General features: G+C 70.9%; 12 protein-coding genes. 4 read left to right on the forward strand and 8 right to left on the reverse strand.

The features are described from left to right. The 6 genes from ispH to ACZ53N_RS26735 form a co-directional block, all read right to left on the reverse strand. A partial coding sequence (gene ispH, locus ACZ53N_RS26710; protein ID WP_469143340.1) for a 4-hydroxy-3-methylbut-2-enyl diphosphate reductase occupies window positions 1–604 on the reverse strand: 604 nt, incomplete at its 3' end. Continuing rightward, entirely contained in the window at window positions 601–1,689 is a 1,089-nt protein-coding gene (locus ACZ53N_RS26715) for a polyprenyl synthetase family protein (protein ID WP_469143341.1), read from the reverse strand. The genes ACZ53N_RS26715 and ispH, both read right to left, overlap by 4 nt. Next, window positions 1,686–2,816 (reverse strand): flavodoxin-dependent (E)-4-hydroxy-3-methylbut-2-enyl-diphosphate synthase, encoded by a 1,131-nt coding sequence (gene ispG, locus ACZ53N_RS26720; RefSeq protein WP_469143342.1) that lies wholly within the window; start codon window positions 2,814–2,816, stop codon window positions 1,686–1,688. Before ispG ends, ACZ53N_RS26715 begins: the two co-directional genes overlap by 4 nt. Window positions 2,817–3,006: 190 nt before the next feature. Then, window positions 3,007–4,005 carry a terpene synthase family protein gene (locus tag ACZ53N_RS26725; protein ID WP_469143343.1) on the reverse strand — a complete coding sequence of 333 codons (999 nt, stop codon included), beginning with the start codon at window positions 4,003–4,005 and terminating at the stop codon, window positions 3,007–3,009. 2 nt (window positions 4,006–4,007) lie between these two features. Continuing rightward, window positions 4,008–5,015, reverse strand: a complete 1,008-nt coding sequence (locus tag ACZ53N_RS26730; protein WP_469143344.1) for a terpene synthase family protein — start codon at window positions 5,013–5,015, stop codon at window positions 4,008–4,010. Window positions 5,016–5,203: 188 nt separating this feature from the next. After that, window positions 5,204–7,090, reverse strand: a complete 1,887-nt coding sequence (locus ACZ53N_RS26735; protein ID WP_469143345.1) for a 1-deoxy-D-xylulose-5-phosphate synthase — start codon at window positions 7,088–7,090, stop codon at window positions 5,204–5,206. Window positions 7,091–7,677: 587 nt separating this feature from the next. Here ACZ53N_RS26735 and ACZ53N_RS26740 point away from each other — a divergent pair. Together ACZ53N_RS26740 and ACZ53N_RS26745 are read left to right on the forward strand one after the other, a co-directional pair. Next, window positions 7,678–7,920: a hypothetical protein gene (locus ACZ53N_RS26740; protein WP_469143346.1), complete on the forward strand. Its 243-nt coding sequence runs from the start codon at window positions 7,678–7,680 to the stop codon at window positions 7,918–7,920. An 18-nt stretch (window positions 7,921–7,938) separates the two neighbouring features. Further along, window positions 7,939–8,238, forward strand: coding sequence for a polyhydroxyalkanoate synthesis regulator DNA-binding domain-containing protein (locus tag ACZ53N_RS26745; protein WP_469143347.1), 300 nt, complete (start codon window positions 7,939–7,941; stop codon window positions 8,236–8,238). Between the two features lie 690 nt (window positions 8,239–8,928). On the opposite strand, the gene ACZ53N_RS26750 is transcribed toward ACZ53N_RS26745, so the two are convergent. Next, a complete protein-coding gene (locus ACZ53N_RS26750; protein WP_469143348.1) occupies window positions 8,929–9,102 on the reverse strand; it encodes a hypothetical protein in 174 nt (57 codons plus the stop codon). A gap of 767 nt (window positions 9,103–9,869) precedes the next feature. Next, on the reverse strand, window positions 9,870–11,363 hold the full coding sequence (locus ACZ53N_RS26755; protein WP_469143349.1) for an ABC1 kinase family protein: 1,494 nt from the start codon (window positions 11,361–11,363) through the stop codon (window positions 9,870–9,872). Between the two features lie 1,238 nt (window positions 11,364–12,601). On the opposite strand from ACZ53N_RS26755, the gene ACZ53N_RS26760 reads away from it, so the two are divergent. Together ACZ53N_RS26760 and ACZ53N_RS26765 are read left to right on the forward strand one after the other, a co-directional pair. Further along, a complete protein-coding gene (locus ACZ53N_RS26760; RefSeq protein ID WP_469143350.1) occupies window positions 12,602–13,321 on the forward strand; it encodes a helix-turn-helix domain-containing protein in 720 nt (239 codons plus the stop codon). 95 nt (window positions 13,322–13,416) lie between these two features. Further along, window positions 13,417–16,728 (forward strand): hypothetical protein, encoded by a 3,312-nt coding sequence (locus tag ACZ53N_RS26765; protein ID WP_469143351.1) that lies wholly within the window; start codon window positions 13,417–13,419, stop codon window positions 16,726–16,728. The last annotated feature ends 830 nt before the right edge of the window (window positions 16,729–17,558 follow it).

The following is a 17,558-nucleotide window of genomic DNA, read 5'->3' on the forward strand; positions in this document are numbered from 1 at the left end:
AGCAGATGTCGTCGGACGGCGGGGAGAGGAGGTTGGGGAACTTCTGCTGCAGGGCGCCGACGGTCTCCATGGTCTCGTCGACGGAGAGGGTGGTCTGGGAGAGCCAGACGGCCTTGTCCGGGTCGCGGACCTCGACGTTGGCGACGTCGTCGGGGCCGTCGACGAGCTGGATGTGGTCGGGGGCCTCGCCGGAGGTGCCGATGACCTCTTCGTGGCCCTCGTGGCCGATGAGGAGGATGTCGTAGCCTTCGCGCGCGTAGCGGACGGCTTCCTTGTGGACCTTGGTGACCAGCGGGCAGGTCGCGTCGATGGTGGCCAGCTTCCCGCGGGCGGCCTCCTCGTGAACGGCCGGGGCGACGCCGTGCGCGGAGAAGATGACGATGTTGCCCTCGGGTACTTCGAACGTCTCGTCGACGAAGATCGCGCCCTTCTTCTCCAGGGACTTGACCACGTATTTGTTGTGGACGATCTCGTGGCGCACATAGACCGGCGCGCCGTACTGCTCCAGGGCCCTCAGTACGGTCTCGATGGCGCGGTCGACTCCCGCGCAGACTCCGCGGGGTGAGGCCAGCAGGACCCGGCGGCGGGTCCGTCCGGCGGTCATGAGTGCCTCATAGTGGCCGCCAAGGCGACGTTGTGCAGGCCTTGCCGGGCGGCGGGCGGGACGGGGAGGTCGTCGAGGGCGTTGAGGGCCTGTTCACGACGGTCGCGGATGAGTTCCTCGACGGTGGCGCGGGCGCCGGTGGAGACAAGGACGGCGCGGACGCGGGTGGCGGTGTCTTCGCTCAGGCCGGGGTCGCCCAGGGCATGGCGGAGGAGTTCACGTTGGCCGGGGCCGGCGTGGCGGAGGGCGTGGGCGATGAGAACGGTGTGCTTGCCTTCGCGGAGGTCGTCGAGGTTGGGTTTGCCGGTGTGGGCGGGGTCGCCGAAGATGCCGAGGAGGTCGTCGCGGAGCTGGAAGGCCTCGCCGAGCGGGAGGGCGTAGGCGCTGAGGGCCTGGCGGAGGACGGGGCCTGCCCCGGCAAGGGCGGCGCCGATGTGCAGGGGACGCTCGACGGTGTACTTGGCGGTCTTGTAACGGATGACGCGCAGCGGGGCGTCGAGGTCGGTGTCGGGCGCGTCGCCCTGAACGAGGTCGAGGTACTGGCCCTGGACGACCTCGGCGCGCATGGCGTCGATCAGCGGCCAGGCGGCCTCCGTCTGCGTCGGCGTCAGGCCTGCGGTGTGCAGGAGTTCGTCGGACCAGACGAAGGCGAGGTCGCCGACGAGTACGGCGGCGTGGGCGCCGAGTTCGTCGGCGCCGGCCGGAGTGCGGGCCGGCCGGTGGTGGGCCGCCAGGACACGGTGGACGGTGGGGTGGCCGCGGCGCAGGGCGGAGTGGTCCATGACATCGTCGTGGATGAGGCAGAAGTCGTGGAAGATCTCCAGAGCGGCGGCCACTCGGACGACCGGAGCGGGTGGGGGTGTCGCCGTAACGGTGTGCCAGCCGAGCAGGCACAGCAGGGGGCGCAGGCGTTTGCCACCGTCGAGGACGAAGTCGGCCAGGGTCTCGGTCGCTTTCCCGGGCATGCCGGCCGCGCGCGTGGCGTCGCGTTTGGCGTTGACGAAGGCTGTCAGGGCCTCTTCGACCCGGTGGCGGAGGTGAGCGAGGTCGGGGGGTTCGGTGGTCAAGGTGGGGGGCGGGTTCATGCCGGGTCACTCGTTTCAGGGGGAGGTAGTTCGGTGAGGCGGAGGGCTTCTTCCAGCAAGGCGTCGACGACGCGGTGTTCGGGGACGGTGCGTACGACGTGGCCGTTGACGAAGATCTGGCCTTTGCCGTTGCCGCAGGAGACGCCGAGGTCGGCTTCGCGTGCTTCGCCGGGTCCGTTGACGACGCAGCCCATGACGGCGACGCGGAGGGGGTGGGGGAAGCCGTCGAAGGCGGCCTGGACCTGGGCGGCGAGCTTGTGAATGTCGACTTGAAGGCGGCCGCAGCCGGGGCAGGAGACGATCTCCAGCTGGCGGGGGCGCAGGCCGAGGGACTGGAGGATGTGGGTACCGGCTTTGACCTGTTCGACGGGTGGGGCGGAGAGGGAAACGCGGATGGTGTCGCCGATGCCTTCGGCGAGGAGGATGCCGAAGGCGACGGCGGATTTGATCGCGCCCTGGAAGGCGGGGCCGGCTTCGGTGACGCCGAGGTGGAGGGGGTAGTCGCAGGCGGCGGCCAGGAGGCAGTTGGCCGTTACCATCGTCACCGGGTCGTGGTGCTTGACCGCGATCTTCAGGTCGTGGAAGCCGTGTTCCTCGAACAGCGAGCACTCCCACAGCGCCGATTCCACGAGCGCCTCGGGTGTGGCGGCGCCGTGCTTGGCCAGCAGCCGGGGGTCGAGGGAGCCGGCGTTGACGCCGATGCGGATCGGCACCTTCGCGGCCGAGGCGGCTTTGGCGATGTCGGCGACGCGGTCGTCGAAACGCTTGATGTTGCCCGGGTTGACGCGCACCGCCGCGCAGCCGGCGTCGATCGCGGCGAAGACGTAACGGGGCTGGAAGTGGATGTCCGCCACCACCGGCAGCGGAGACCTCGCGACGATCGTCGGCAGGGCGTCGGCGTCGTCCCGCGACGGTACGGCCACCCGCACGATGTCGCAGCCCGCGGCCGTGATCTCCGCGATCTGCCGCAACGTCGCGTCCACATCCGCCGTCGTGGTCGTCGTCATTGTCTGGACGGAGATCGGGGCGCCGTCCCCGACAGGGACGTCACCGACCCGGATCCGCCGCGACGCACGGCGCTGCGGTGCCTTCGGGGGGATGGTGGGCAGCCCGAGGTGGGTGGTCATCAGGATGTCTCCGGTACGCGGTGGGCTTCGTCGGCCGGTGCGCGGGACGGCCGCCCGCGGGGGCTGTCGGTGAGGTCACGGCCGTGGATGCCGCTGTCGTGCGGTGGCGGGGGCATGAGGGACTCCGTTCGGTGTGGGTGCGGGCTGCGGACTTCCGTCGGTAAGAGCGACGGGCTCCCGCGGCGCGCTGTCACGGGTGTCGGGAGGTCTGTGTGTTGACGCCCGGGAAGGCGCCGGGGACGCGGTAGCGGGTGGAGCGGGAGTGGCGGTACCAGCGCTCCAGCCCGGTGATCATGAGTTCCAACTGGCGGAAGTACTCCTGGGCCGTCTTCTGGTGCGGTCCGAAGTCGGGCAACTGGCTTCCCAGGGAGGCGAGTTCCGTCGCGAAGGAGTTGAGGATCCGCACGGCCTCGTTGACTGCCTCGTCGCGTGAACACCCCAGCTCGTGGCGCAGCACGGGGACGATGTTGAAGGTCTCCGACGGACGGGCTTCTTCCTTGGCAAGTGAGTGCAGGTCGTTCTGGATCGACATCAGCCGACAGACCAGCGAGCGCAGGCGCTGGACGACCGGGTGGCGGAAGACGGCCACCGGCAGGACAGTGTCCATGGCCGCGTCGACCAGATCGCCGTAGGGGCGCATGGCGATGGAGTATTCGTGGACCAGCAGGTAGTGCACCAGCGACAGCGGGCCGGAACGCTCTCCGGTTTTGTACGGTGCCTCCTCCATCACCCCATAGGTGAAGAACTCATGGAAGGAATGTGCCAGACGTTCCAGCCAGAAGTGCGGCATGAACTCCTGGAATTCCCCCCGCATGCGGGCCAGGAAGTGCAGGAAGCCCGGTTCCCCGGTACGGGGTTCCTCTCCGGTCAGAATGCTGCACACGCGGTCCCGCACGGTCACGAGCGCGGGGACCGGATGGAACTCGTGGTAGTCGTCGATCTGGGTGAGGAAGATGAACCACCGGGCCATGGCCCGCATCCGAGCGGGGTCGGTGACGGTGGGCGACATGTACGCCGCGCCTCGGGCGAGGTCGTGTTTCTTGTATTTGGCACGTTCCTCGTCGGAGAGGAACCCGTAATAAGTGTCGTACCACTCCTCCTCGTCGTGGAACGACTCGTCCGTTTCGAAGGGGCTGACGACGGTCGGGAACGGGTAGGAGAGATCAGGGACCGGGGACGCGTAGGGCATGGTCATCCCATCGTCTGGGGCCTGGATATGTGCGCTGCTGCTGCCAGCCGCTGCCGGTCGGCGTAGGTGCCGCGGTCGTAGCGGGAGATTTCCGCGTCCACGCCGCGCCAGCCGGACACCACGAAGGAGAAGTGGTGGATGTGGTTGGCTACGGCGTCGTGCCATGTGCCGAAGTCCGGCAGGTTCTGCTGGATCCCTACGAACTCGCCCAGTTCCCTTTCGTGAAGACGGAATACCCACTCACGGGCATCCGCCAGCGAACAGGAGCGTTCATGGCGCACCACGTTGATGAGGTTGAGATTTCCCATTCCGGTCCGTGTTTCCTTGTCGTAGGACTGGAACTCGTTGAACCATCCGGGCAGTCGGACCGCCAGGGACTTTAATTTCCGGACCGTGGGGTGATCGTGGATTTCCGAGGGCAGGACGACCCGCGTCTCGACCTCCTTCAGTGCGAAGAAGGCGTGGAGCATCAGCGCCCGCTCCCTAATCCACAAGAACTCCTCCACCGACGGGAAGGAACCCGCCTCCAGGTGGGTGACCTCCGCTTCCAGCCCCTCGAAGTAGAGGTCCAAATCCTCCGCCCAGCGGTGGAGGGATTCGGCGGGGAGGAAATGCAACAGCTCGCCCCGCAGCGTCTCGATCTGCGCACCGAGCATGACGTCGGCTTCCCGCGCGCCGATGTGGCCCCGGGCCACTGCCACGGTGCGTTCGCGGACGGCGCGGACGACCTCGGGCCGGGCCCGTTCGTAGATGTCGTCCTGGTACAGCGAGAAGAGCATCATCCGCGCCAGCGGTTTGAGCCGTTCCCAGGTCGCCATGGGGTAGAAGTACGCCGTCATGTAGGCGGTGCGGGTCTTCTTGAAGCGCTCTGCGATCTCCGGCGGGACGAACTGCGCCCATTCGCCGTCGATCCACACGCGGTCGGTGTACTCCTGCATGGCGGCCGCGTGCGGGTTGGCCAGGGTGGGGAACGGATACCGCAGCCTCGCGGATGTCTCACGGTCGAGCACGGGCCGCTCCTCGGGTCGTGGCAGCGGGCGGGAAATGTGGTCGCCCGGTGGATCCCGGCGGGGTGTCAGCTCCGAGGCCGGAGCGCCGCCCGGGGTGAGGGCCGCGGCGACAGGGGCTCGCCGGGCCGGGCGCCGCTCCGACGGCTCGGGGGGAGCCGAGGGCCGGGCGGGCATCCGGAGGCGGGTGGTCATCGTGACCGCCGCCAGCCGTTGACCGGGCCGTTGAGGGGGACGACGTCGTAGGTGAGGAAGTCGGTACGGGCGCGCAGAACGGAGGCAGCGATGCCATCGGCGTCGAGTCCGGCGTCCGCCAGGAGGTCGGTGCGGGTGCCGTGGGGGAGGAAGGCGCGGGGCAGGCCCAGGCAGCGCACTGGGGTGGTGAGGGCGGCGTCGGCGCATGCCTGGCCGAGCAGGCTGCCGAAGCCGCCGGTGCGGATGTTGTCTTCCACGGTCACGGTCAGGTGGTGCCGTGCGGCAAGGTGGACGAGGGTGCGGTTGACGGGGGTGATCCAGCGGGGGTCGACCACAGTGGAGCCGATACCCTCGTCCTCTTCCAACTGCCGGGCCGCCGCCACGGCGGCGCCCGCGGTGGGGCCCGCGGAGACGAGGAGGACGTCCAGGGAACGGCTGGCACTGCGGTGGAGGACGTCCACGCCGTCCATCCGTGCCAGCGCCTCCAGATCCGGCCCGGCCGTGGCTTTGGGCAGGCGCAAGACGGTGGGGCCGTCATCGCTGGCGACGGCTTCGCGCAGCAGTTCTTTGAGGCGTGTGGTGTCGCGTGGGGCGGCGACGCGCAGGCCGGGGACGAGGGCGAGGAGGCTGACGTCCCACATGCCGTGGTGCGAGGGGCCGTCGGGGCCGGTGATCCCGGCGCGGTCCAGGACAAGGGTGACGGGGAGGCGGTGCAGGGCCACGTCCATCAGGACTTGGTCGAAGGCGCGGTTGAGGAATGTGGCGTAGATCGCGACGACGGGGTGGAGGCCGCCCATGGCCAGGCCCGCGGCGCTGGTGACGGCGTGCTGTTCGGCGATCCCGACGTCGAAGACCCGGCCGGGGTGGGCCACGGCCATGGGGTGCAGGCCGGTGGGCCGGAGCATCGAGGCGGTCACCGCCACCAGCTCCGGACGCTCTTCGGCCAGGGCCAGGAGCTCTTGGCCGAAGACCTCCGTCCAGGTGGCCGGCTGCCGCACGGCCGGAGGAACGGTGGCCGGGGCACGGCCGGTGATCGGATCGATCACTCCGACGGCATGGAAGCAGTCCGCCTCGTCGGATTCCGCGAACGAATAGCCCTTGCCCTTGACCGTCACCACGTGGACCACGACCGGTCGGGCCAGGGCGCGGGCTTGGCGCAGAGCTTCCTCCAGCGCGGGGATGTCGTGCCCGTCGACCGGCCCGAGACAGGTCAGACCGTGCGCGGCAAAGACGTCACCGTTGTCGTCCTGGCGCAGGCCGGGCGCGCGCAGCCCGGTCAGTCGGGTGGCGAGGGCCCCGGTCGTCGGGGCGTAGGAGCGGCCGTTGTCGTTGAGAACGACGATCACCGGGCGCTCGGAGGCGGCGCCGATGTTGTCGAGTGCCTCCCATGCCATGCCCCCGGTCAGTGCCCCGTCACCGATGACCGCCACCACCGCCCGCTCCCGCTCGCCCGCCAGAGCGCGGGCCTTGGCCAGGCCGTCGGCGTAGGACAGGGCGGTGGAGGCGTGCGAGTTCTCGATCACATCGTGCTCGGACTCCGCGCGGCAGCAGTACCCCGACAGGCCGCCGGCCCGGCGCAGCCGCGCAAAACCCTTCTGGCGGCCCGTCAGCAACTTGTGGACGTAAGCCTGGTGTCCGATGTCGAACAGGATGCTGTCGCGCGGCGAGTGGAAGACGCGGTGCAGGGCGATCGTCAGTTCGACTACCCCCAGGCTCGGGCCCAGGTGGCCGCCGGAGGCGCACACCGTCGCCACCAGGTAGCGCCGGATGTCCTCCGCCAGCGCCGCCAGCGCTTCCGCGGGGAGAGCGCGTAAGACCTCCGGGCCTGTCACCGAGGCCAGGTGCGGCGGTACGTTCGACATATTGCCGGGGGAGTTCTGCATGGGGGCCTCCGCGCTGGGATGATCAGGGACCCCGCCTGTGGCGGCAGGCCCGTATGCGGTGACCGACACCGTGCTCTTGCTCGGTGCGGCTTCGTCCGGACCGCCCTGCCACGGGTCCTGCGACCACCACCAGGCGGCGGGAGCCGGTGTCGTCGTCCACGGTGCGCATGCCCAGCCTCCACCAGCCCGGACCCGGAGCGGCAGGTGCATTCGCCGACCGGGTGAAGCACAGCGGTGCCTCCGCGAACGCCCGCGCGGGACGGTGCCGGCCGGGATCCCACCGTGCATGCCACCCGGCTCGTCCCGGCCTCCTCGCGCCGGAGCACTGAGGCGGCCACAAGCGTGGTGTGAAACACCGTCGGAGCGCGTCGGGAGCCACGGGGCGGGCAACCACGCCGTACGCCTCCACGCCCCTCCCACGGCATCCGAGTGCCGCCGGCCGGGCCGGTGCGCGTCTGGACGGGACGGGCGGCGTGTGTCGTTATGGAAGGAGTGGCCGGGCCCGCCCGCGAGAGCGCCGCATGGGCACGGCACCCCTGCCCGCGCGCGCCGGCCGGGAAGAGCCGGCGCAGAAGAAGGGGCCAGTGATGACCACCCGCTCGAGGGGCCGCCGCCGAAGCGGCCTCATCCGTTTCATCGGCGACGTGCTCGATGACGCGAAGGACTTCACCGACGAGTGCCTGGACCGGGCACGCGACCTGGAGCACGACCTGCGCAAGGCGGCGAGCAACGCTGTCCGGCCCGACAAGGATGACGATTACCGGCCGCCCGCCCGGGCCGGCCACGCCGGCACCCGGCAGGCGGCGGCTGGCAAGAACACCCAGGCCTGACGGGCCCAGGGTACGTTGATGCGTGACGACGCACCGCGCCACGAACGGGCCTGGGCGGTACGTGAGCTGACCCGCCACCACGACGGCTCGCTGCACGACGCCACCGCTCGCCGGCCCGTCTCGCTCGGCGAGTTGGCGGACGACGTACGCGCGGGTGCCACTTTTCGGGCGCGGGACGCAGCCACGGACCAGGACTGCACCTACCAGGTCCTGACCACCGTCCTCGCTGGGGCGCTTTCCTGGCTGCCCGCCCCGTTCGGACGCGGGAGTGCGCCGTCCGCTGCGATCACCGCCCTGTTGGCGCCCGAACGGAGTTGACACGGCATCACATGCAGTCGTCGTCGGCGGTGCCGTCCGGCACGTCGTGCTTCCCTGGGCTGGCACCGGCGGATGGGGAGGCGGGCGGCGTCTCGTCGGCCGTAGGCCGGTCGAACGGCGTAGTGCCGTCCGGGGTCGGTCGGCGGCATGGCGGTGTGGCCTCGGTGGTCGGCGACGGTTCGTCCCATGCACGGCTGCGGCTCGGTGGGGCCCCGTTGCTCCCGTTGGGATTGGGATGGGGTTTGAGCGGCGTCGCGGAGCGCTGGCAGAGGATGTCCCGGCTTGCCGCCGAGGGCGTCGGCGGGGTGTCGCGGGCCGGGGTGGACGCGGTGGCGGGTGGTGAGCCCGGCCGTGATGCGCCGGCGGACGGGGCCGCGGACCGGGAGGGCGACGCGGTGGAGGCCGCCGGTGTGCTCGGACCGCTCCTGCCGGGTGCCGGTGACGCAACCGCGGACGGCCGCTGCGGGACCGGCTCGACGTACGTGGCGCTGAACGAAGCGCATCCGGTGGCCGCCGCCAGAGACACGGCGGTGAGGGTGCGTCGTAAGGCGTTGCGGGGAAACCGCACCGAGGAACTCCTTTGCTCGGGACGGCTCTCAGGCCGCCTCGGCGCGAGGGGAAAGCGGACTTCTGCCCCGCCTCGGGACAAGGGGCGAGGCCGGAGGCGGCTACCGAGCCGGCCGACTGCCGTCACCGTGCGGAGCTGAGCACGCTCATGAATGTCTTCAGCCCGGTGAAGAGGGTGATGACCGCCCGCCAGACGGCCAGTATCGCGTGGGCGGTGGCGACGGGCGCGGTCGCGATGAAGAACAGGACGATGATCACGATCAGCCAGAAGAAGAGACCGTGGGGACGCGACAGCAAGGGGTTTACCCTTCGTGGCGGGCGGTGTGTTCCAGGCTCACGTCCTCCTGCCGCTTTGAGCGCGGGGCGCGGCCGAGGGGCAGGCGACGGGGGCGAGGTGGGGGACCGGCGGCCATGCACTCCTCCGCCGGGCGGCCGCGTCGGCGGTTTCTGGGGATCCGACGACATCGGGGCAATTGGCGGCTCAAGGGCATTCGACGATGTCGGTGGGGGAGAGGGCACCGAGTTCGGTAGGGTGCGCGCGGCGTCGGCCTCCGCGGAGAGGACGGCCTTCGGGCCCGCCTTCCAAAGCAGCCCCGGCGGCCCGGCCTCTTGGCCGACCGTCCCGGCACCGGTACGACGTACCGAGCGCGGCTACGGGCCACATATCCTCCACAACGTCGGTACAGCCACCGGGTGAGTCCCCGCGTCCGCGACCGCTCGGGGGCCGCACCGCCGGCTCTCAGCACTGAGCCGCTGCCCGGGTTCCTGTGCCCGGGCTACTTCTTTCCAGTGCACGCCACGCCGCCCCTTGCCGACAACCCCGTACCAGGCGGCGCGCAAGCGCATCGGGCGCGCACGGCACACTGTGGGCGGCGTGCGCGGCGGACGTGCCGTCTGGCCGCCTCGCGGGGAAGCTGCTACGGGTGTCGATGGCCGTCGACTCCGTATGCCCGCTATCCGTCGTCCGCGTCCGCGTCCGCGTCCGCGTCCGGGGCCGTGCGCCGCGCGGGCACGGCACCGCGGCTCCCGCAGGGCGGTGGCTGATCCCCCGCCATGGCGGGGGATCACCCCCTCCTGCCGCGGGCGAGGTAGCCGGCGAGAGCGAGGGCGGCCCAGAAGGGCCAGGACCCGGCGTCTGTCGCCTTTTTCCGCCGGTCGTCCTCACCGGCCACCTTGGCGTGAAAGGTGAGGTCCTGCTCGGCGATGGCCCGCAGGATCCCCCGTGTCTGCTGGAGGGCTCCCGGGGCGGCGATCATGAGGTCGAGGGCGGTGCGGGCGGCCTGCTGTTCGGAAAGGGTCTCGCGGGCGAGGCCGAAGACGACGGTGCGGAGGTTGTCGGCGAAGACGTCGGTGATGGACAGTTCCGGGCACAGGTAGCGAATGGATCCCTCAAGATTGGCGAAGGACTTGCCCAAGAGCGAGATCACCGGGCTGGTGCGGATGCCGCGGCGGGTGGCGTGGGCGAGGACGGCGGTCAGGGTGACGCCGAAGTTGAGCTCCTCCAATGTGACGGAGGCGATCTTCGGGACGAGCAGGCTGATGTCGGAGCGGAATCCGGCGATGTCGGCCCAGGTCGTGGCGGTTCCCATGTCGATCCAGGTCGCGGCCAGGCCCGCGCCGTCGTTGGCCGCGAGGTTGAGCAGGGCAAGCACCAGGTGCCGGCTGGTACCGCTCTCCATACGGCCGATCATGCCCCAGTCGATCAGGTGCGCGGGCTCGCCCGGGGCGACGAAGACGTTGCCCGGATGCGGGTCCGCGTGGAAGAACCGGTCGAGGAAGTAGCCGCGGAACATGAACGCCATTAGGTCCCGGCCGATGCCGGTGCGCTGCGCGGCGGTGAACGCACCCGGCTCGGCGTCACGGATCGACACGCCCGGGGCCAGGGCCTGCACCAGCACCCGCCGGGTCGGCGGCAGCAGCACCCGGGGAACGGACAGGTACGCGAACTCCTCGCACAGCTCACGGGCCCGGCGCATGTGGCCGGCCTCCACCCGGAAGTCGGTCTCCGCCTCCATGGCCTCGAACAGCACGCCCAGCATCGCGGGCACGTCCACCACGGTCGTGAACCGGGGTGCGGCCCGCGCCAGGACGCGGGCGGCCCGGCGCAGCAGCCGGATGTCCCCGGCCATCACCTCTTCCACACCTGGCCGTTGGACCTTGACCGCGACGAGCGCGCCGTCGGCCAGCCGCGCCCGGTAGACCTGCGCCAGCGAGGCGGCACCCAGCGGGGCCGAGGTGTCGATCTCCCTGAACAGCCGCCGCCACCGAGGCCCAAACTCCGCCGCGAGCACCGCCTCGAAAGTGCTGAACGGCGCGGGGGTGACCTGGTCGTGCAGCTGCCCCAGCTCCTCCAGGACGGCCGGCGGCACGAAGTCCGGCCGGGTGGAGAGCATCTGCCCCACCTTGATGTAGAACGGACCCAGCTCCTGCAGCGCCTCCCGGACGGCCCGCGCCTGCTCCTCGGCGCCTTCCCCGGGCTTCGCCCCGCGGGCGCGGACCTGCTCGGCCAGCAGGCGCCCCACCACACGCGCGACGTGCCGTGTGCGGCCACCGCCCACAGACCCTCCCCAGTGCACGACCCGCGCCGGAACCGGCGGTACGGCCGCCCCCACACCGGGGGCGGGTGCCTCCCTGCTTTCCTTCTCTCCCGGCTACCTACAGTCCACGGCACGCAGCGCCGGCCGACAACTCCGCACCCGGCGGCACGCGAAGGGTATGGGGAGGCGCGCGGCGACCGGAAACGGCGTGCGGGCACCCGGCTATCTCCGTCCGTGATTCCGCGCGGCCCTCTGCCCGGAACGACACCTCGCGTACAGCTGCCGCTTGGCTCGTGGACCGGGCACCGGCGCCCTCACGCGGCCGCCCCGGTTCGTCGTGTGTCGGAGTACCGGTTCCTGGTAGGCCGCCACTTACGGCGAACGGGACGCTGTGCCCCTTCCGGCACCACTGGTTCGCCCCTGTCAGCATCGCCTCCAGGCATGTGGCCGAGCGGCCGATCGTCTCGCGGCTGCTTCCAGTGGAGGCGCTTCGCGCAGGGCGACGTGGAGGCACGTCGCCTCCCGGACGTAGCGGCCGTTCCGGCGGGCGACCTCCGCACAGGCCACTTCGAGCGACATGCCTTCGAGATGTCGGAGGACCGAATGTGGTTCATCACTGCGGCGTCGCGGCCGATCCCTCGGGTCCAGGGAAAAGATTTCGTTCTGCATCACGAACAGGTGCTGGCTTCGTCGGACCGCTCGGGAAGCACCGCCGGGACGTCCCAACCGCGCAAGGATGGAGGGAGGGTAGGCACGAGTACATCTCGTCCGCGATGACCGCATCGGAGTCCATCTCTGTTCCACATGCGGCTTCATCTTGGCGCAGACCTCCCAGCGCCGGTGCACCTCGTGCTCGGCCCGATGGGCTCCATGTTCTCGTCCACGGTTCGCATACCCAGCCTCCAGTACTGGCGAGGGGATCGCCAGGCGCGCTCGGCAGCCGGGGGGAGTGCACCGGCACCTCCTGATGCGCCCCCGAGCCGATCCACAGGATCTGAGCATTGCTCGCTCATCGTCATCCCGGCCGACTGACCCCCGTGATGACACTGGGGCTGTATCTCTCAGTGCTCATGCCGCCGTCGCTCCCGCGACGGCGGCTTTCCGCTGTAGTGGCCGCCCGCGACGGGGGTAGGCCCAGTACGTGGCCGCGCCCGTCCCCCGAGGACGGCTAAGACGAGCGGCTCGCCGAAGTCCTCAGCTGGGCCCGCGAGCACCTCCACGAACCGCTGCCCGTAACGGAACTGGCCCGCCGCGCCCTGATGAGCAAACGCTCCTTCGCCCGGCGCTTCACCGCCGCCACCGGCACCACCCCGCACGCCTGGCTGCAGAGCCTGCGACTGGGCAGAGCCGAGGAACTCCTGGAAACCACGGACCTGCCCATCGAGGAGATCGCCCGCCGGGTCGGTTACGCGAGCGCGGCCGTGCTGCGCCAGCAGTTCGTACGGCGTCGGGGGGTTCCGCCCCGCTGCCCGGGCGAACACCGCCTCCAACTAGCGGTTCTGGGGCCCCTTTTCCCTCACAGCGACGCAGGCCTGGCCGTATGGTGGGGCTCGGCATGCGGCGGGGCGCGTACCGGGCTCGGTGCGGTTCCGCCGCTCGACGGGGGCGTGAGGGGGGTGGAGAGGGTGCCTGTGCGGGGTGACCGGCGCGCTGTCCTGGTCACGACGGTGCTGGCCATCGCGGTCTTCGCCGGTGCACTGTCGCTGCTGAGCTGGGACCGGGCGAACCACGTGGCCGGGGTCGTCTCCGCAGTGGTCGGCGTGGCCGCCCTGGGGGTCGGCGTCTGCACGTTGCTGGCCCCGTCCGGGAGCACGTCCGTACGGGTGTCCAGGACCGGGCGTGCCACGGCCACCGGCGGCGGGGACGCCAACACGGGTGCCGTCGCCTCCTCGTCCGCCGGTGCGGTCTCCGTCGGGGAGACCGGTGACGCGGGGGCGGACGGCGGCAGCGCGAACACCGGTTACCGGCGGCAGGAGTAGCGGCGTATTCGATGTTCTTCCGCAGCCGCGCCGCAGTGCGCAAGTCGGGCGGATCGTCCGCCGAGGGAGCCGGGGCCTTTGCCAACAGTGGCGTGATGATTGACAGCTCCGTGCAGGTGTTCGCGGGGCGCGCCGCCGTCTCCGGCTATCTCCTGCAGGTGGAACAGGCCCTCGCCGCCGCCGACTTCCAGGGGCGTGAAAGTGAACTCGCCGAGCTGGCCGCCTTCTGTGGGGACGATGCCCCCGCGGTCCGTCCCGGCGCCAGCTACTGGCGCTGGGTGGCCCCGGCGTGGGCGGGGAAGTCCGCCCTGCTGGCGCACTTCGTCCTGCATCCTCCACCCGGCGTCGATGTAGTGTCGTTCTTCATCACCTCCCGCATGGCCTCGCAGAACGACGCCGCGGCGTTCTGCGAGGTCGTCCAGCGGCAGGTGTACGCCTTGCTGGGCGAGGAGGAGCCGTTGAGTACCCCCGCCACGCGCGACGAGCAGATGCTGCTAGCGCTGCACCACGCCGCACAGGGGTGCGCGGCGCGCGGCCGGCGGCTCGTACTCGTGGTGGACGGGCTGGACGAGGACCGCGGCGTGACCGCCGGCGCCGACGGGCACAGCATCGCGGCGCTGTTGCCCCGCGTTCCCCTGCACGGCATGCGAATCGTCGTCGCCAGCCGTCCGCATCCGCCGGTACCGGGGGACGTGCCCGTGGACCATCCCCTGCGGACCACGCGGATCGACCACCTGCTGGAGCCGTCCCCGCACGCCTGCGCGGCGCGCTGGGACGCGGAACGGGATTTGCTGAGACTGCGAGACTGCGGTGGGCTGGGCTGGGACCTGGCCGCTCTGACCGTCGCGGCCGGAGGCGGGCTGAGCGCGCCCGACTTCGCGGAGCTGACCGGGAGCTTGGTACGGCTGGTCGAGCGCGAGCTGTCCGCGGTGAACGGCCGCAGCTTCCGCCGGCGCTCCGGGCACTGGACGTCCGCCGGTCCGCCCGTCTTTCTCCTAGCGCACGAGGAGATCCGGCGTGGCGCGGCGGAACTGGTCACGGACCAGGAGCTGGCGGCCCACCGCAGCCGTCTGCACCGGTGGGCTGACTCCTACCGGAGCGCCGGATGGCCGGAGGGCACCCCCGAGTACCTGCTGCGCGGCTACACCCAGTTGCTGCGCGAACAGGGGGACACTTCCAGGCTGGTGGCGCTGGCCTGTGATACCCGGAGGCAGGAGCGGCTGTGGCGGGCGTCCGGGGCGGACCTGGAAGCGCTCAGCGCGGTGTCGGCCGCGTTCGACCTGGTGCTCGCGGACGGCGCTCGCCGCGGCGATCAGGACGTGTCCGTGGCCCTGCGTCTCGCCGCCGCGCGGGACAGGCTGCACGATCGGACGGCGCCCCTCTCCTCCGACCTGATCGCCCTGTGGGCCCGGTGCGGGCACACGGCGCGCGCCCTTCACCTGGCCGAGTCGCAGCACGACTCGCGGAACCGGGTGGCCGCCTTGAGCGCCATCGCCGACGTCCTGGCCGTCGTCGCGCACCCGGATCAGGCAGCCGCTCTGCTCGACGGAGCGGACAGCACTAAGGACCGGGACCACTTCCTGGCGGCCATCGCCAAGGGCCTGGCGGACTCCGGCCAACCCGCCGAGGCCCTGCAGCGGGCCCGCCGCATCAGCGACCCGGAGCGCAGGGCGGAATCTACCGTCGCCGTCGTCGGGGCCCTGGCCGGGGTAGCGAGCAACGCCGCAGCGGCTCAGCAGGGGGTCGGGGCCCCGGACGCTGATGCGGTTTCTTGGGCGTTGGAAGCCGTTGACGTGGTCATGGCTGTACCCAACACCGTCTCCCGGAGCGCCTTGGGCGCCTCGCTGGCCGCCGCGCTCTCCCGGCTCGGTGAGCATCGCCGGGCCCTAGCGCTGGTGGAGCGCGTCGTGTCCTGTTCAGCCGGCTCCGGTGACGCGGTCCGGCGTGCGCAGTGCCTTGCCCTGTTGGCCCGGGGGATGTCCACGGGGCCGGGGTTCGCCGCGCAGGCCGCCGAGTTCGCCGTGGCGTCGGCCCGGCTGGCGGCGGACCTCGACGACCCCGGCGGCGTGGACTGGGTCTACCCCCAGGTCGCTGCGGCTCTGGAGGCGACCGGGCACCACCAGCAGGCGATGGACTTGGTCAGCCGTTTCCTGAACGATCCGGAGGACGGTCTGGTCGAGATCGGCATTGTGGCCGCGGAAGCCGGTGACCTCGACCGGGCCGTCAAGCTGGCCGAGCGGATCACAGAACCCATCTACCGGGCGCGTGTCCTCAACGCCGTCGGCAGGAAGACGGTGGGATCCCGTGACCCGGAGTGGACGCTGCGCCTGGCCAGGCAAGCCCGCGACGCCACCGACGAGGTGCGCCACCTCCACTGGCGGGTGGCGCTGTCGGCCGACACCGCCGACTTCCTGCTGCGGGCGGGCCAGGAGGAACGCGCCCACGCCGTGGTCAAGCGGGCGACGAACGTGGCGCGGAGGGGGCGGGGACCCGGGGTGCGCACCCTCATCAAGCTGGCCGTCGCGGCCGGCCGGGCCGGGCAGCGGGGCGACGCGACCCGCCTCATCCACCGCGCCGAACAGGCCGCCGATGCGTCCGCCGGTTACGGACACGTCCTCGACCTCGCGGAGGTAGCCGAGGGCCTGCACTACACGGGTCACCCTGCGGAGGGGGACGAACTCCTGCGCCGCTTACTCCACGAGAGCCGGACTCTGGCAGATCCTGGCGAGCGCACCGAGGGTCTGCGACGGGTGGCCGAGGCATTCGGCCACATCGGGAATCCGGACGGAGCAGCAGAGCTGGCTCAGGAGATCCTGGGCCTGGCAGGCGCTGCCGACAGCCCTTCCCGCCGGTGCTGGGACACGTGCGCCGCAGCCGGTGCACTCCTCGCGGCGGGTGATATCGACGCGGTGCTCGAACTGGAGGACGGCCTGCCGGAGGACGCGGTCGACGAGGTCCTCGCCGATGTCGTAAAAAAGCTCGTGGACGCCGGTGATCTGGCCGTAGCAGAGCTGATCATCGACTGGAAAGGAGACGAAGGTCGTGCCCTCGGCTACCTCGCTGCGGGCGCCGCAGCCACGGGGGACGTCGCCCGTGCCGCGGCGCTGCTGGACGAGATCGGCACCCCTGTCCTGCGCGAGGCGGCCACGCCAGCCGTCGTCAAGGCGCTTTGCCGGGTGGGTGCCCGCGCGGCGGCACGCGCCCTGGGCTACACCCTCACCGCGCCCGAGCACCGCAGCAAGGCGCTCGCAGCGATCGCCCAATCGTTCGGCCCCTGCCCGGAGGGGCGCCTCGTGCTGGTCGAGGCGCTGTGCTGGGGCCCGTGGGAGCAGGTACCTGAGGAGATCGCCGGTGTGGCGCCGGAGCACCTGCCCCTCCTGGCGGACCTCGTACTGGCGGAGGGCTAACAGCGTTGTCGGCTATTGAAGATCGAGGCCGGAGCCGTGTGGCTGAGGACCCGAGGCGCTAACTGGGGATGGCGGTTCGACCACTGCCCAGGCCTGGAACAACGCATTGTCAGGGCTGCTCTGTGGGGCGGTCGTTCGAAGGGATTCCAGTGCTGGGCCCCGCTTCGCTCTTCTCAGCGTCTGGTCATGTCTGTCCGCGTGCGCCGAGCCCGGTTCGCGAGGATCCGGTTCTTGGTGCTGAGACGGTGAGGATGGCAGCCCACGAGAAGATCTTCTTGATGCCATCTACCGCATGGCCCTGACCTGCGGAAATTCCCTGTCCTGGGTCTTTGACCTGCGGCGGAGCCTATCTCGTAGACTTTCAGCGTCATGCTGCCTTATGCAGCCGATTCTCCCCACGTGCTCCCCAGCGCCTACGGAAACTCCCCAGATTCTCCCCAGCGGACAGGCGGTTGCTGCATCCTCCGGGCCGCAGTTCTCCCACCGTATCGGCACCAGTTTCGCCAACAGAGCGTGGCTGTGAGCTCCCGGACGATGTGGTTGCATCGGCGTACATGTACAGGGGGGCTGCCTGGTGAAGGAGTCGTCCAGGCGGGGGCGGGGGGAGCGCTCGGCGTGGCGAGGCCATGCCCATTGAGTAGTGTGCATCGTGAAGTTGCAGGTCGCCGGTGTGGCGTGAGGGGCAGTAAGGGGACTCGTGCTGGTCGGTGCCGGTGTCCACGGCGGAGATCGTCCGACCGATCAGCTGGAGTGGTTCTCGGGTTCTGCAGTACTTGCCGTAGAGGTCTGGCGAGCACTCTGGAGCTGGGCAGGCATCTTCAGGAAGTCCA

This window comes from Streptomyces sp. NPDC033229 (assembly GCF_055576875.1).